Source organism: Azospirillum endophyticum, assembly GCF_016595245.1.
Classification (GTDB): domain Bacteria; phylum Pseudomonadota; class Alphaproteobacteria; order Azospirillales; family Azospirillaceae; genus Azospirillum; species Azospirillum endophyticum.
Genome location: NZ_JAENHM010000069.1, coordinates 12,535 through 28,648, shown reverse-complemented (window position 1 = coordinate 28,648; position 16,114 = coordinate 12,535). Strand labels below are relative to the sequence as shown.

Below are 16,114 nucleotides of genomic sequence, written 5' to 3'. Positions count from 1 at the left end.
TCGGTTGGTGGTGATGGTCTTTAAGGGGTATCGGAAGACACCGTCCAGGGAGAATAGGGCCTGATCCGCTGGGCCGCCGCGTCCGGTTCGACGAACAGACGGGCGTCACGGTTCAGGAGGGCCGCCAGTTGGCTGTAGCCGCTCTGGGCGCTGACCCCCAGCACGTCGGCGTTCATCAGCACATGGAAGTCCTGCAGAAACTCCAACCCCGTCCACGGCTCCGCCGCCCCGTCCTTCGCCAGATCGGCCAGGGAGGTCGGCGCGAACTCCGCGAAATCGGCGATGGTCGCCGGGTCGTCGGTGGCGATGTAGAGCACCGGCCGGTCTAGCGTCGGCCACAGCGCCTTCAGCCAGTCGACATACCAGGAGGTCTCGGTGATGGTGTAGCGGAACCAGACGAAATCGCCGCGGCGGATGTGCAGGGCGACCACCGTGTTGCCCCGGCGTTTGAGCGCCTGCATCACCGGATCGACGTAGGGCAGCCATTCGGGCCGCGGCCGCAGCCAGGACTGCACCCGCTCGCGCCACTCCTCACGATGCTCGAACAGGAACAGGGGAGAGAGGATGTCGACGTCCGGACGCGGATCGTCGCGCCGTCCGGTCACCAGATCGTTCAGGATGCGCCGTCCGAAGGACAGTGGCTTCAACCCGCCCGATGGCTTGGGGTCGTCAAGCTCGAAGTAATGGCCACCGACCCAATCCGGCGTCTCGAGCCGGTAGCTGAATTTTTCGGCGTAGAGGCGCAACAGCACATATTCCAGCACATTGTGGGCAAAACGCCCGTGGGTGGCCAGCGTCGAGGAACAGACGCGCGGTTGCGAGGGATCGGGGTTCACCGGCCGGACCAACCGCCGTCCCTGCTTGGCCAGCACCTGTTGCAGCCCGGCAATCGACTTCACGGTGAAAAAGCGGCTGCCATGGCCGTGTACGCCGGCCAGAACCTCGACCGCATGGTCGACCTCGCCGGCTGCCAGCCAGCTTTCGGCGACAGCGGTCATGCATTCAAGGCGAAAGGTATTGGGATCGGCGACATGGGGATAGCGGTAGTCGGCGAAGAAGCGGCGCGACTCCTCATGGCGCCCCTGGCGCACCAGCAGAGCAGACAGCATGTCGATGGCGCCGGGAATGTCGGACCCGGCCGTGGTCAGCGCCAGCCGCAGCACCGCCTCCGCATCCGCTTCGCGGCCTAGGATGGTCAATACATCGGCCAAGCGGGTCAGGGCCTGCGGCAGCCCGTTGCGTGCGGCGCGGGCATAGCTCTCAGCCGCCGTCTCGCTCTGGCCCGCGGCATATTGCGCATTGGCTTGGTTGTACAAGGTGGCGGCCCGCTCCGGTTCGACCGCCAAGGAGCGGCGGAAACAGACCAGGGCCTCGTCCAGACGTCCAAGCTCCACCAGCCCATTGCCAAGATTGCCGAGGGCGGCGGCGAAGCCCGGTGCATGGGCAAGCGCATTGCGCTGGCTGGCCACCGCCAGTTCCACCGCTCCATACTGGCGTAGCGCGATGCCGAGATCGTGGAAGATGTCGGCGCGATCGGGCTGCAGCCGCAAGATGCGGCGAAAAGACGCTGCCGCCGCCATCCAATCGCGTGGCCCGCCCCGGCTGCACAGCAGGCTGGCAAGGCCGTGATGGGCCGCCTCCAGAGCCGGATCGAGGGCAAGAGCCCGGCGCTGGGACGCCGCGGCCGCATCGACCTGCCCCAGCGTCGCCAGGACGCCCCCCAGATTGCAGCGGACATCCGCCATTTCCGGGGCGATCGCCAATGCCGCACGGAAGCGCTCCGCCGCCTCCTGCAGACGGCCCTGGCGACGATCGGCCAGCCCCAACAGATGCAAGGCGGCGGCAGTGCGTGGATCCGCCTCCAAAATACGGGTAGTCAGCGTACGCACATCATCCAGCCGGCCGGCGCGGTACAGCTCAAGGGCGATCTGCAAGGCTTCGGCGACGGTGGGCATGACGATCCGTACAATGGGCGATCCGTTCGGCGTGGCCCGGACTTGCAGCATCGCCACGGCCGGCCGTTCCGTTCGGCGCGCACCCTATCGCCCCAGCCCCGGCGCTTCAACTCCGTTCATGGCCGCCGGGTCCCGTCACATGTTTGAACCTTGCCTTGCCCTGACCCTTTGAGGATAGTGCCCGATCATCAACGCCGTACAGATCAAGGGTCGGTCCTTTGCGCAAAGTTGCCCTCATCACCGGCGCCACCGGCCAGGATGGCGCGTATCTTGCCGAGCTTCTGCTGGGGAAGGGCTATATCGTCCACGGCATCAAGCGCCGGTCTTCCTCCTTCAACACGGGCCGGGTGGAGCATCTCTACCGCGACCCGCATGAGGAGGACGTGAGCTTCTTCATGCATTACGGCGACCTGACCGATAGCACCAACCTGATCCGCCTGGTCCAGCAGGTCCAGCCGACCGAGATCTACAATCTGGCAGCCCAGAGCCATGTGCATGTGAGCTTCGAGACGCCGGAATACACGGCCAACGCCGACGGCATCGGCACGCTGCGCCTCTTGGAAGCGATCCGCATCCTGGGGCTTGAGAAGACCGCGCGCTTCTATCAGGCCTCGACCTCGGAGCTGTACGGCAAGGTGCAGGAGACGCCGCAGCGCGAAACCACGCCCTTCTACCCGCGCAGCCCCTATGCCGCAGCCAAGCTGTACGCCTACTGGATCACGGTGAATTACCGCGAAGCCTACGGCATGCACGCCAGCAACGGCATCCTGTTCAACCACGAGGGTCCGACCCGCGGCGAGACCTTCGTCACCCGCAAGATCACCCGCGCGGTGGCGGCAATCGAGCATGGCCGCCAGGATTGCCTGTATCTGGGCAACCTGGACGCTAAGCGCGACTGGGGCCATGCCCGCGACTATGTTGAGGGGATGTGGCGCATCCTGCAGCAGGACGAGGCCGACGATTACGTGCTGGCCACCGGTGAAACCCACTCGGTGCGCGAGTTCGTCGAGTTGGCTTTCGGCCACATCGGCCGCGGGATCGAGTGGCGCGGCGAAGGCGTCGACGAGGAAGGCATCTGCCAGAAGACCGGCAAGGTGGTGGTCCGCATCGACCCGCGCTATTTCCGCCCGACCGAGGTCGACCTGCTGCTGGGCGACCCGACCAAGGCGCGCGAGAGGCTGGGCTGGACCCACACCACCGCCTTCCGCGATCTGGTTCGGGAAATGCTCGAATCCGACATGCGTCTGGCGGCCGACGGCGACGATCACCGCTGACCGCCTTCGCACGACCTGTAAGGCGCTGTCCATGACCGCAGGAACGACGGCCCGGAGCGAACCGAAGACCGCGCTGATCTTCGGCGTTTCGGGTCAGGACGGCGCCTATCTCGCCCAGTTGCTGCTGGGCAAAAGCTATATGGTCCATGGCACCTCGCGAGACCGCGAGATGTCGAGCTTCATCAACCTGCGGCGGCTTGGCATCTTCGGCCGGGTCGTCCTGCATTCGGCCGTGCTGACCGACTTCCGCAGCGTGGTCGAGGTGATCAGCCGGGTTCGCCCTGCCGAGATCTACAATCTTGCCAGCCAAGCCTCGGTCGGACTGTCCTTTGACCAGCCTGTCGAAACGCTCAACAGCACCATTTCCAGCACCATCAACATCCTGGAAGCGATCCGTTTCCTGGGCCTGGACACCCGCTTCTACAGCGCCTGCTCCAGCGAGTGTTTCGGCAATACCGAGACCCCGGCGGACGAATCCACCCCCTTCCATCCCCGAAGCCCCTATGGCGTCGGCAAGGCGGCGGCTTTCTGGGCGGTCGCCAATTACCGTGAGGCCTATGGTCTGTTCGCCTGCTCCGGCATCCTGTTCAATCACGAATCGCCGCTGCGCCCGACCCGCTACGTCACGCAAAAGATCATCCGCGGGGCTGCCGACATCGCCGAGGGCAAGGCCGAAGTCCTGGAGTTGGGAACACTGTCGATCGCCCGCGACTGGGGCTGGGCGCCGGAGTATGTCGACGCCATGGCTCGCATGCTGACTCGGGACGAGCCCGAGGATTTCGTCATCGCCACCGGCGAAACCCACAGGCTGGAGGATTTCGTCGCCCAGGCTTTCTCCTGTTTCGGGTTGGACTGGCGCCGGCATGTCAGCAGCAACCCGGATTTGCTGCGCCCCTCCGACATCGCCTTCAGCGTCGGCAACCCCGCCAAGGCGGCCCGGCTGCTGGACTGGCGCGCCGAGCGGCGCATGGCCGAGGTGGTCGCCGGCTTGGTCGAGGCCGAACTGCAGCAGAGGATGGGTTGAGATGATGGCTGCGTTCAGTCACAACACGATGACCATTGGCAACATTGTCACCGACTTGATGGCGCAAGCCACGGCACAGCTGGCAGCAGGCGATGCAGAGGGGGCACTTGCGATGGTGCGCGCCTGCCTGTCCTCGCAGCCCGATGATGCGCATGCGCTGCAGTTGTGCGGAATCATCGAGCGTTGGTTTCAGCGGCATGCCCAGGCATTCGCTCTGTTTGGCCGCGCCGTGCGCACTGCCCCCGGCGACGCAGCCATCCGCCGCAACCACGATGCCATAGTAACCGGAACCCTCGATCAGCTCGCTGGGCTGGTCGACAAAGAGCCGCTGCTGGCCAAGATCCTATGCGATCTGCTGCCGCAGGCATTGGTGGACGAGAGACACATCACGATTCTGGAGCGGATCCGCACCTCCGTACCGTTGCCCTTGCTGCATCAAGGCGCCGAGCATCACCGTGCCGGCCGATATGAAGAGGCAGCCACCCGGTACCGAGCGGTCCTAGAGATCGACCCCCAGCATGCCGATGCCCTCCATCTTCTGGGAAAAATCGATCATCTGCAGGGCGATCCGCTGCGCGGACTGCAGCGCATCGCGACCGCCTTCGATATCGGCGGCCTGCCACCGGAGGCGGAGCACTCCTTGCGAGCCTGTCTGCAGGACCTCTTCCAGGAGTTGAACCGCGCCTACACCGCCCAAGATTTCGTGGCGCTGCTGGAGCTATCTTCCAGCATCAAAGCCATGGGCGGGCGCCATCTCCCGACGCCCCACCGAGATTTGATGGGCGCGATGCTGCACAATGCCTCCTTTCCGCTTTACAACGAGCGCGGTGACCAGAGGCTGGCCTTGGCCTGTTCGGAAGCCGCTTTTGCGCTGACGCCGACTACCCAGATCTATGAACAACTCCTCCTGCTGCGGTTGAGCACGCGTGACTACGCCCGTGCCTGGAATCCCAAGGATTGGGCGTTCATCCACTCGTCCTCACCAGGGGTATGGGATGGTTCCGCCTGTGGCAGCTTGCTGGTCGTCAACACCAACGGCCTTGGCGATCTCCTTCAGTTCCTGCGCTTTCTTCCGCACGCGGTGCAGCGGGTCGGTCGCGTCCTCCTGCAGGTGCGTCCCGATGTGTTGCCCCTGGTCCGCCTCTCCCCGCTTGTGCGCAACGTGACAATCGTCCCGACCGGCACGCCGGCCGAGGCGGACAGCCAATGCGAACTGTTCAGCCTACCCAACATCCTCGGGCTTGATCCGTTGCGCGTGCCGCTGCCCGATCCGTCCTTTCCACTACCAGCCGATCTGGTTGCCGACTGGCGGCGTGTCGTGCGCCGCCGCGAACGCCCGCATATCGGTCTAGTCTGGTCAGGCTGGGGACCGCATGATCGGCGGTCGGTCGAGCTCGCTCCTCTTTTGCCTGCCATCGCCGGTAGCGAGGCGACCTTCATCGCCTTGCAAAACAATGCCGCCAAGGCCGAATTGCTGAAACAGCCCCTTCCCGATAATCTGCAAGATTTCGGTGTCCAAGGCCTGCTCAACCTTGCCGCCATCATGCTCGCCTGTGACTTGGTCGTCAGCGTGGACTGTGGACTCGCCCATCTTGCATGCACTTTGGGCATGGAGTCCTGGGTTCTGGTACAGCGTCACTGCGATTGGCGCTGGCACTTGGAAGGCGAGCACTGCGACTGGTACCCGCGCGCGCGTGTCTTCCGCCAAACCGAGCAGGGCGACTGGACAGGCGCAATCCGCGCGCTGGAGGACGCCTTGCGGCTGCGCTGCTCCGCCTCGGAGGCAGCCACAGTGACGGCCGCTATGCCGATAAGCGTGCCGTAACTCTACCATTCGTCCCATCGTCACGCCCCACATGGAAGCCCCGATGGCCGCCCCCAGCAAGCTCGTCATCAACGTCGAGGTGGACGACCGCACCGTCCTGTTCCCGGACGGCAAGTTCCTGTCCCACATCACCCTGCACGAAGACAAGGCAGCCGAAGGCAGCGGTATCGTCCGGCTGGACGGCGTTTTCCTGTTCAACGAAAGCCGGTTGGGGCCGGAGATCGTCTGTCTGGAGTTGGAGGATGCCCGCGAACTGGCCCGATCGATCCTGGACGCCGTCTTTCAGGGTCGGACACAGCATGTCCTCTCAAATACCGCCAAGATCGCGGTGATCTTCAATCCCAACGGCTTCATCCTGCGCTCGGGCGAGGGAGCGGCTTTGCGCGAGCTGTTCATCGGGTCGCCCGCCATCATCCGGCTGGCCCAAGGCATCTTGCGGATCGCCGATCGGCTGTCGGCCTCGCCCGCTCACTGACCCTGCCCCAACCGGCCGAACGGCCGGTCGCGTTCCGGTCAGGCGGCCTTCAGGAGAAAGCCTTCGATCGCCCGGACCGACCCCTCGTCATCGAACAGAACGCCGCATCGCTCAAGGATGCGCCGCCGGACTTGGGCGCGAAGCAGCGGATCGGTGCCGAGCCGGACCACCCGCTCGACATAATCGGCCGGATCGCTCGCCACGCAATCATCGATCCCCATCAACTTGTAGAAGCCCAGGGTGTGGCGCCCGCGCATGAAGGCACCGGGGCACGTCACCACCGGCGTGCCGAAGGCCAATGCCTCCAAACTTGTCTTGCCGCCGCTGTAATGGAACGGATCGAGCATGACGTCGGCGTCGGCGGTCAGCGCGATGAAATCCGTAGCTCCCAACCCCGGCAGCAGGAGGATACGGCCGGCTACGTCGGGTCCCTTGGCCGCCAGCCGTCGCACCAAAGCAGCGCCTTGGCCGCGCGGATCGACGAAGACGAGGATGCCGCTGCGGTCCCGCCGCAAAATGGCGATCAGAGCTTCGTCGTAGTCGGGATGAATCTTGAACAGGCTCTGTGGACAGAGATAAAGCCGGCCATCGGCCGGCAGGCCGAAATCGATGCGGGTCTTGCGCGGTTCGGCCAGCTGCGGGCGCCGGTAGCAGACGGTCGGCCCGGGCAAGCGGACCAGATGTTCGGTGTAATGGGCCTCGCCATTCTCCGGCTCCATCGCATCGCAGCTCAAGAAGCAGTCCAAGGTGGGAATGCCGGTGGTGTCCGGATGGCCCCAGGTCAGACATTGCAACGGCGCCAACCGGGCGAATGCGAGGAAGTAGGTGAAGGGCGACATGCCGATGTCCGTGTAGTAGAGGACATCCAGCTGTGCCTCGGCGATGATCCGCCGTGCGGCATCGAGTTCGCCCGGAACATCGACGGCCCGGTCCGCCACCATGCGCAGATGGCGTCGCAGGTCGTCTTCCGGCCCCGGTGTGAGGAACAGCACCACCTCGAAGCGTTCGCGCGACAACCGCTCGATCAGCCCCTCGTTCAGCATGCCGATGGTGTGATTGTAGAAGCAGTCGGAAATGAAGCCGACGCGCAGTCGCCGTCCGACCCCGTCCTCCAACCCGCCCGCTCGCCCGGACTCCCGATAATTGGACTCTCGGCAATGCGCGGCGGTGTAGAGCAGGGAAGGACAAGCCTCCCGGTACAAGGCGGCCAGTTCTCTGTTCAAGGCGAGATCATCGAGACCGTGATAGGAAAGGAAAAACGAGGTGACGCCGACCTCGCGCAGCGGGTCGGCGATGCGCAGGCCATGCTCACGGGCCTGCCGCAGCACCGCGGCGCAATGGGCGCGGCTTTCCTCGATCTCTGCTGTTGAGCAGGGGATGACCGGCAGGCTCAGCGCCTCGCGCACCAACAGTCCATCTCCTCCACCCAGACGCCAGGCCCGGCGGTAGGACCGCCGCGCCTCGTCCAGCAGGCCGGCACGTTGGGCGACGATGGCCAGCTTGCGGTACGCCTCCGCCATGCCGGGTTCCAGCGCCAGCCGGTGCTGCAACGGGGTGAGCGCTTGCAGGGCATGGCCCTGGTCGCCCAGACAGCTTCCCAACCCGTCGAGCAGCCGAGCATCGGCCGGTCGCAGCCGCAGGGCCCGATGGAACGCTGCGACCGCACCGGCCCTACGGCCAAGGGAGTGGAGCAGGACGGCCCGGTTCACCGCATAGACCGGCTGTCCCGGATCAAGAAGCATAGCCGTGCCGATATGGGCCAGCCCCTCCTCTGTCTGGCCAGACGCGCACAGGGCAGTGCCAAGCACATGCCGGGCGACGGCATGGTCGGGCACCGGCCGCAGCACGGCCCGTGCAAGCGCCGCCGCCTCCACAAAGCGCCCGGCGGCATGAAGCTGCTGGGCATGGGTGAGAACATCTTGGATCGAGGCCATCGGGAGCCAGTGAAGTGGGGACGAAGGACTGGCCCGCCATTAGCATTTGCGGGCACATAGCCGACCCTAGCCGGCTTCCATCCGGCTTTCCACCCCGGCCTCCCATCCGACAAACGCCGTGTCGTGGGGCCATGTCGAAATGTGCCCTTGCCGGGCGCATAAAAAAAGGGGCGCCCGGATGGGCGCCCCTCTCTCTTAGAAAGCTCTCCTGCCTCAGCCGAGGTTGAAGTTGGAGAGGCTCAAGACCGACCCGTTGTAGACACCGAGCAGACGCACCTCCGACGAGGTCACCTGACCGTCGCCGTTGATGTCGGTGACCTGGTACAGGCCGCTGTTCGTGCCGTTGTTGGCCAGCACCAGCGTGCTCGCACCGGCCGACGAGTTCGTCAGCGTGCCGAGAGCCGTCCGGAAGCCCGCCAGATCGGTATCGGTCAGGCTGCCGCTCACGACGGAGGTCAGGCTCACGAGTTCGTTGCTCATGCTGACGCCGTTGGTCGCAGCCGACGCCGTGGTCAGAGCCGCGTCGCCGTTCTTGTCCGCCACCGTCCGGGCTGCACCCGTGAGCTGCACCTGGTCACGCGACGCTTCGAAGTTCGTCACCGAGATGAAGCCGGTGTTCGAACCGGCCGTGAAGCCGGCGAAGGTCGAGTAGACCACCGTGTCGGTGCCCGCGCCCGAGGCCAGCGTCAGGCTGTCGCCCGCACCGCCCTGGAAGCGGATCGACCCGCTGGTAACCGTCACGACGTCGGTGTTCGCACCGCCGGTCAGCGTCTCGATACCCGACACGCTGATCGTGTTCACGGTGTCGCCCAGCGTGATCACGTCGTTGCCCGCACCGCCGATCAGCGATTCGATGCCGCGCAGCAGGACGGTGTTGCCGTTGTCACCCAAGGTGACGCGATCCGAGCCGGCGCCGCCGACCAGGATTTCGACACCCGTGGTCACCGTCATCGTCACGCCGGTGTCACCCAGGATGACGAGGTCGGACCCATTGCCGCCGGTCAGGACGTCGATGCCGCGGGTGATGACGGTGTTGCCGCCATTGCCGAGGAACGCCACGTCGGAGCCCGTGCCGCCGACCAGGAACTCCACCGCCGAGACCGTCATCGTCGTGCCGGCCGCGGCCGTGAAGACGATGTCGGTACCCGCACCACCGGTCAGCGTCTCGATGCCGCCGACGGTCAGGGTGTTCGGGGTGTCGCCCAGGGTGATGACGTCGAGCCCGGCGCCGCCGGTCAGCGTCTCGATGCCACGGGTCAGCAGGGTCGAGCCGGAGGTACCGGTGGTCACCACATCCGTGCCGGCACCGCCGACCAGGATTTCGATGCCCGTGTTCAGCTCCAGCGTCACGCCGGTGTCACCCAGGATGACGAGGTCCGAACCGGATCCGCCGATCAGCGTGTCGATGCCGCGGGTGATCAGCGTGTTGCCACCCGAGCCCAAGGTGATGAGATCGGTGCCGGCGCCGCCGACCAGGAACTCGACCGCCGAGACCGTCATCGTCGTGCCGGTCGAAGCCGTGAAGACGATGTCGGTGCCCGTGCCACCGGTCAGCGTCTCGATGCCGCCGACGGTCAGGGTGTTCGGGGTGTTGCCCAGGGTGATGACGTCGAGCCCGGCGCCGCCGGTCAGCGTCTCGATACCGCGGGTCAGCAGGGTCGAACCGGAGGTGCCGGTGGTCACCACATCCGTGCCGGCACCGCCGACCAGGATTTCGATGTCCGCCCCCAGTTCCAGCGTCACGCCGGTATCACCCAGGATGACGAGGTCCGAACCAGAGCCACCGCGCAGCGTCTCGATGCCGCGGGTGATCAGGGTGTTGCCACCCGAACCCAGGGTGATGACGTCGGTGCCGGCGCCGCCCACCAGGATATCCACGCCAGAGACCAGCATGGTCGAGCCGGTGGTGGCGGTGAACAGGATGTCGGTGCCCGTACCGCCGATCACCGTCTCGATACCGCTCGCCAGCAACGTGCCGCCGGAGGTGCCGAAGGTGACAGCGTCACTGGCCGAGGAGCCGACCAGCGTCTCGACCAGCGACACCACCAGGGTGTTGCCCGCCGTGCCGCCCAGCGTGATGATGTCGCTCGCCGTGCCGCCGACCAGCGTCTCGATGCCGCTCACCAGCAGCGAGTTGGCCGTGTTGCCCAGCGTCACCAAATCGGTGCCGGCGCCGCCGGTCAGCGTCTCGATGCCGCGCAGCAGCACCGTGTTGCCGGCCGTGCCCAGCGTGACGACGTCGGTGCCCGTGCCGCCGATCAGGATGTCGATGGCCGATGCCAGCAGCGTCGTGCCGGCCGAGCCGAGGAACACCAGATCGGTGCCCGAACCGCCGGTCAGCGTCTCGAGCAGGTTGACCGACAGTGTGTTGCCCAGCGTGCCCAGCGTGACGACGTCGGTGGTCGCCGAACCGGTCAGCGTCTCCAAAGCGGAGACCAGCAGGGTGGCGCCGACCGTGCCCAGCGTCACGATGTCGGTGGCCGTACCGCCCGCCAGGGTCTCGATCGCCGCAACCAGCAGGGTGCTGCCGGTGTCGCCGAGCGTGATGGCGTCGGAACCGGCGTTGCCGGTCAGGGTCTCGATGCCGCGCAGCAGGAGGGTGTTGCCACCGGTGCCCAGCGTGACGACGTCGTTGGCCGTGCCGCCGACCAGGATCTCGATCCCGGACACCAGCAGCGAGTTGCCGGCGGAGCCGAGGAAGATCACGTCGGTGCCGGTGCCGCCGGTGATCGTCTCGACCAGGTTGGCGAGCATGGTGCTGCCAGCCGTGCCGGTGAAGATCGCATCGGTGCCGGTGGAGCCGGTGATCGTCTCCAGGGCGGAAACCAGCAGGGTGCCGCCGGCCGTGCCCAGAATGACGACGTCGGTGCCAGCACCGCCGGTGACCGTCTCGAGCAGGTTGGCGAGCAGGGTGTTGCCCGTCGAGCCCAGCGTGATGATGTCAGCACCAGCCGAACCGCCGGTGATCGTCTCCAGAGCCGAGACCAGCAGGGTGTTGCCGGCCGTACCACCCAGAGTGATGACGTCGGAACCCGAACCGCCGATCAGGGTCTCGAGGTTGGCGAGCAGCACGGTGTTGCCGGTGTTGCCCAGCGTGACGACATCGGTGCCGGCGTTGCCGTTCAGCGTCTCGATGCCACGCAGCAGGATGGTGTTGCCACCGGTGCCCAGCTGGATGGAGTCGCTGCCCGTACCGCCGACCAGGATCTCGATCCCCGACAGCAGCAGGGTGTTGCCGGCCGTGCCGGTGAGGAAGACCAGATCGCTGCCGGTTCCACCGGTCAAGGTCTCCAGACCGGAGGCCAGGATGGTGTTGCCGTTTGTGCCCAGCGTGACCACGTCGGAACCAGCCGAGCCGGTCAGGGTCTCGAGCGCCGACACCAGCAGGGTGGTGCCAAGCGTGCCGCCAAGCGTGACGACGTCGTTGGCCGTACCGCCGATCAGGGTCTCCAGATCGGTCACCAGCAGGGTGTTGCCGGTGTCGCCGAGCGTGATGACGTCGGTGCCGACATTGCCGGTCAGCGTCTCCAGGCCGCGCACGATGACGGTGTTGCCCGCCGTGCCCAGCGTGACGACGTCGGTGCCTGCACCGCCGATCAGGAACTCAAGGCCGGAAGCCAGCAGCGTGCTGCCCGACGAGCCCAGGAAGACCAAGTCGCTGCCGGAGTTGCCGGTGATGGTCTCCAGGTTGGAGGCCAGCAGGGTGCCGCCCACCGTACCGAGCGTGATGACGTCGGAGGTCGTCGAACCGGTCACCGTCTCGAGCAGCGACACCAGCAGGGTCGAGCCGACCGTGCCCAGCGTGACGACGTCGGTGCCAGCACCACCCGTCAGCGTCTCCAGGATCGAGGCCAGGATGGTGTTGCCGGACGAGCCCAGCGTGACCACGTCGGTGGCCGCCGAACCAGTCAGGGTCTCCAGCGCCGAAACCAGCAGGGTCGAGCCGGTCGTACCCAGGGTGATGACGTCATTGGCGGTGCCGCCGATGATCGTTTCGAACAGCGACACCGTGGCGGTGTTGCTGGTGTTGCCCAGGGTCAGGACGTCGGTGCCGACGTTGCCGGTCAGCGTCTCGATGCCGCGCAACAGGACCGTGTTGCCGGCCGTACCGAAGATGACGGCGTCGTTGGCGGTGCTGCCGACCAGGATGTCGATGCCCGACACCAGGAGCGTGTTGCCGGCCGTGCTGCCCAGCGTGACCAGTTCCACACCAGTGCCGCCGATCAGGGTCTCCAGACCCGAGGCCAGCAGGGTCGCACCCGCCGAGCCGATGGTGACGACATCGGAACCAGCCGAGCCGGTCAGGGTCTCGAGCGCCGACACCAGCAGGGTGGTGCCAAGCGTGCCGCCAAGCGTGACGACGTCGTTGGCCGTGCCGCCGATCAGGGTCTCCAGATCGGTCACCAGCAGGGTGTTGCCGGTGTCACCGAGCGTGATGACGTCGGTGCCGACATTGCCGGTCAGCGTCTCCAGGCCGCGCACGATGACGGTGTTGCCCGCCGTACCCAACGTGACGACGTCGGTGCCAGCACCGCCGATCACATATTCCAGACCAGCCACCAGCAGCGAATTGCCGGTCGAGCCCAGGAAGACCAGGTCACTGCCGGCACCGCCGGTAATGGTCTCCAGGTTGCTGGTGAGGATGGTGTTGCCGACCGTGCTCAGCGTGATGACATCCGTACCGGCGTTGCCGGTCAGTGTCTCGAGCAGCGACACCAGCAGGGTCGAGCCGAGCGTGCCCAGCGTGACGACGTCGGAGCCGGCACCACCCGTCAGCGTTTCGACGCCGGCCACCAGAACGGTGTTGCCGAGGGCGGAGCCGAAGGTGACGACGTCGGAACCAGCCGAACCGGTCAGCGTCTCGATGCCGGTGACGAACAGGGTGCTGGCGGCATTGAGGGTGAGGACGTCGGTAGCGGTGCCGCCGATGACGGTCTCAAGCGCCGAGACCAGCATGGTGTTGCCGGTGTTACCCAGCGTCACGATGTCGGTGCCGGCGTTGCCGGTCAGCGTCTCGATGCCGCGCAGCAGGACCGTGTTGCCGGCCGTGCCGAAGGTGACGACGTCGCTGCCGGTGCTGCCGATCAGGATGTCGATGCCCGAAACCAGCAGGGTGTTGCCGGCCGTGCCGCCCAGCGTGACCAGTTCCGAACCGGTGCCGCCGACCAGGGTCTCCAGACCCGAGGCCAGCAGGGTCGCACCCGCCGAGCCGATGGTGACGACGTCGGAGTTGGTCGAGCCGGTCAGGGTCTCGAGCGCCGACACCAGCAGGGTGTTGCCAGCCGTGCCGCCCAGCGTGACCACGTCGGTGGCCGTGCCGCCGATCAGGGTCTCCAGATCGGTCACCAGCAGGGTGTTGCCGGTGTCGCCGAGCGTGACGACGTCGGTGCCGACATTGCCGGTCAGCGTCTCCAGGCCGCGCACGATGACGGTGTTACCCGCCGTGCCCAGCGTGACGATGTCGGTACCGGCACCGCCAATCACATATTCCAGGCCAGCCACCAGCAGCGTGCTGCCGGTCGCGCCCAGGAAGACCAAGTCGCTGCCGGAGTTGCCGGTGATGGTCTCCAGGTTGGAGGCCAGCAGGGTGTTGCCCACCGTGCCCAGCGTGATGACGTCAGTGCCGGCGGTGCCGATCAGCGTCTCGACCGCGGACACCAGCAGGGTGGCGCCGCTGGTCACGGTGACCACGTCGGTGCCGGCGCCGCCGGTCAGGGTCTCCAGCAGGGAGGCCAGGATGGTGTTGCCGCCGCTGCCCAGCGTGACGACGTCGGAGGCGCTCGTGCCGGTCAGCGTCTCGATGCCGGACACCAGCAGGGTGGCGCCGCTGGTCAGGGTGACCACGTCGGTGGCGGTGCCGCCGATCAGAGTCTCCAGCGACGCAACCAGCAGGGTGTTGCCGGTGTCGCCGAGGGTGACCACGTCCTTGCCGCTGTTGCCGGCCAGCGTCTCCAGGCCACGGACGAGGATGGTGTTGCCAGCGGTGCCGCCCAGCGCGATGGCGTCCGAGTTGGTCGAGCCGACCAGGATCTCGACCTGCGAGACCAGCAGGGTGTTGCCGGCGGTGCCGCCCAGCGTGACGAGGTCCGAACCGGCAGAGCCGGTCAGGGTCTCCAGGCCGGACACCAGGATGGTGGTGCTGGTGGCGCCCAGCGTGACGACGTCAGAACCGGTCAGACCGATCAGCGTCTCAATGCCGGACACCAGCAGGGTGGCGCCGCCGGTCAGGGTGACCACATCGGTGGCCGTGCCGCCGATCAGCGTCTCCAGCAACGTAACCAGCAGGGTGTTGCCGGTATCGCCGAGGGTGACCACGTCCGAGCTGGTCGAGCCGGCCAGCGTCTCCAGGCCACGGACGAGAATGGTGTTGCCGGCGGTGCCGCCCAGCGCGACGGCGTCCGAGTTGGTCGAGCCGACGAGGATCTCGACCAGCGAAACCTGCAGGGTGTTGCCGGCGGTGCCGCCCAGCGTGACGACGTCAGAACCGGCAGAGCCGGTCAGGGTCTCCAGGCCGGACACCAGGATGGTGCTGCTGGTGGCGCCCAGCGTGACGACGTCAGAACCGGTCAGGCCGATCAGCGTCTCGATGCCGTTGACCAGCATGTTGGTGGTGCCGGCCGTGCCCAGCGTCACCACGTCATTGCCGGTGGTGCCGGTCAGGGTCTCCAGGCCGGACACCAGGACGGTGCCACTGTTGGCGCCCAGCGTGACGACGTCGGTCCCGGATTGGCCGAGGATCGTCTCGATGCTGTTGAGCAGCAGGGTGCTGCCCGCGGTGCCGATAGTGATGGCGTCGCTGGTGGACGACCCGGTCAGGGTCTCGACGAAGGCGACGGTCAGGGTGCCGCCCACGGAGCCAAGCGTGACGATGTCGGAACCGGCGTTGCCGGTGACCGTCTCAAGCAGGCTCACCAGGAGCGTGCCGCCAGCGGTGCCCAGCGTCACGACGTCGGTACCGGCGTTACCGGTGATCGTCTCGATCGCGCTGACCAGGAGCGTGCTGCCGGCGGCGCCCAGCGTGATGACATCGCTGGTGGTGCTGCCGGTGACCGTCTCAAGCAGGCTCACCAGGAGCGTGCCGCCGGCGGTGCCCAGCGTCACGACGTCGGAGCCGGCGTTGCCGGTGATCGTCTCGAGCGCCCTGACCAGAAGCGTATTACCGGCGGTGCCAAGCGTAATGACGTCGGAGCCGGCGTTACCGGTGATCGTCTCGAGCGCACTGACCAGGAGCGTGTTGCCGGTCGTGCCGCCGCTCAGCGTGATGACGTCGGTACCCACACCGCCGGTGATCGTCTCAAGCAGGCTCACCAGCATCGTGGAACCGGACGCACCGACGGTGATCACGTCGGACGTGGTCGAACCGGTGATCGTCTCAAGCACGTCGACCAGCATCGTCGCGCCCGTCGTGCCGAAGGACACCACATCGGAGCTGGTGCTGCCTACCAGGGTCTCAAGCAACGAAACCTGCAGGGTGGTCCCCGCAGTCAAGGTGACGATGTCGGTATAAGTCGTACCAATCACCGTCTCCAGAAGCGAAATCGACACCGTGTTACCCGCGGTCGAGCCGAGGGTAATGACGTCCGAGGCCGAGCTTCCGATGATCTCCGAGTACTGCCCCAGCTCTAGG

Annotated in this window: 7 protein-coding genes; 4 read left to right on the top strand and 3 right to left on the bottom strand. The window is 66.4% G+C overall.

All coding sequences use genetic code 11. The features are described 5' to 3' along the window. Positions 1-20 precede the first annotated feature (20 nt). Positions 21-2,006 carry a tetratricopeptide repeat protein gene (locus tag JHL17_RS25290; RefSeq protein ID WP_247893824.1) on the bottom strand — a complete coding sequence of 662 codons (1,986 nt, stop codon included), beginning with the start codon at positions 2,004-2,006 and terminating at the stop codon, positions 21-23. A 167-nt stretch (positions 2,007-2,173) separates the two neighbouring features. Between JHL17_RS25290 and gmd the strand changes: the two genes are divergently transcribed. Genes gmd through JHL17_RS25270 form a run of 4 tightly spaced genes read left to right on the top strand, consistent with a single transcriptional unit; the run spans position 2,174 to position 6,553 of the window. Next, complete coding sequence (gene gmd / locus JHL17_RS25285; protein ID WP_200197453.1) at positions 2,174-3,229, top strand: GDP-mannose 4,6-dehydratase; 1,056 nt, start codon at positions 2,174-2,176, stop codon at positions 3,227-3,229. Between the two features lie 31 nt (positions 3,230-3,260). Then, positions 3,261-4,253: a GDP-mannose 4,6-dehydratase gene (locus JHL17_RS25280; RefSeq protein WP_200197452.1), complete on the top strand. Its 993-nt coding sequence runs from the start codon at positions 3,261-3,263 to the stop codon at positions 4,251-4,253. Position 4,254: 1 nt separating this feature from the next. Continuing rightward, positions 4,255-6,078 carry a tetratricopeptide repeat protein gene (locus JHL17_RS25275; protein WP_200197451.1) on the top strand — a complete coding sequence of 608 codons (1,824 nt, stop codon included), beginning with the start codon at positions 4,255-4,257 and terminating at the stop codon, positions 6,076-6,078. Positions 6,079-6,121: 43 nt separating this feature from the next. Next, positions 6,122-6,553 carry a hypothetical protein gene (locus tag JHL17_RS25270; protein WP_200197450.1) on the top strand — a complete coding sequence of 144 codons (432 nt, stop codon included), beginning with the start codon at positions 6,122-6,124 and terminating at the stop codon, positions 6,551-6,553. Between the two features lie 38 nt (positions 6,554-6,591). Here the strand turns inward: JHL17_RS25270 and JHL17_RS25265 are convergent, their stop codons facing one another. Together JHL17_RS25265 and JHL17_RS25260 are read right to left on the bottom strand one after the other, a co-directional pair. After that, the gene (locus tag JHL17_RS25265) at positions 6,592-8,487 is read right to left on the bottom strand and encodes an O-linked N-acetylglucosamine transferase, SPINDLY family protein (RefSeq protein WP_200197449.1); all 1,896 of its coding nucleotides are present in this window, start codon (positions 8,485-8,487) and stop codon (positions 6,592-6,594) included. Between the two features lie 213 nt (positions 8,488-8,700). Beyond that, positions 8,701-16,032, bottom strand: a complete 7,332-nt coding sequence (locus tag JHL17_RS25260) for a calcium-binding protein (RefSeq protein WP_345773875.1) — start codon at positions 16,030-16,032, stop codon at positions 8,701-8,703. Positions 16,033-16,114: the final 82 nt, after the last annotated feature.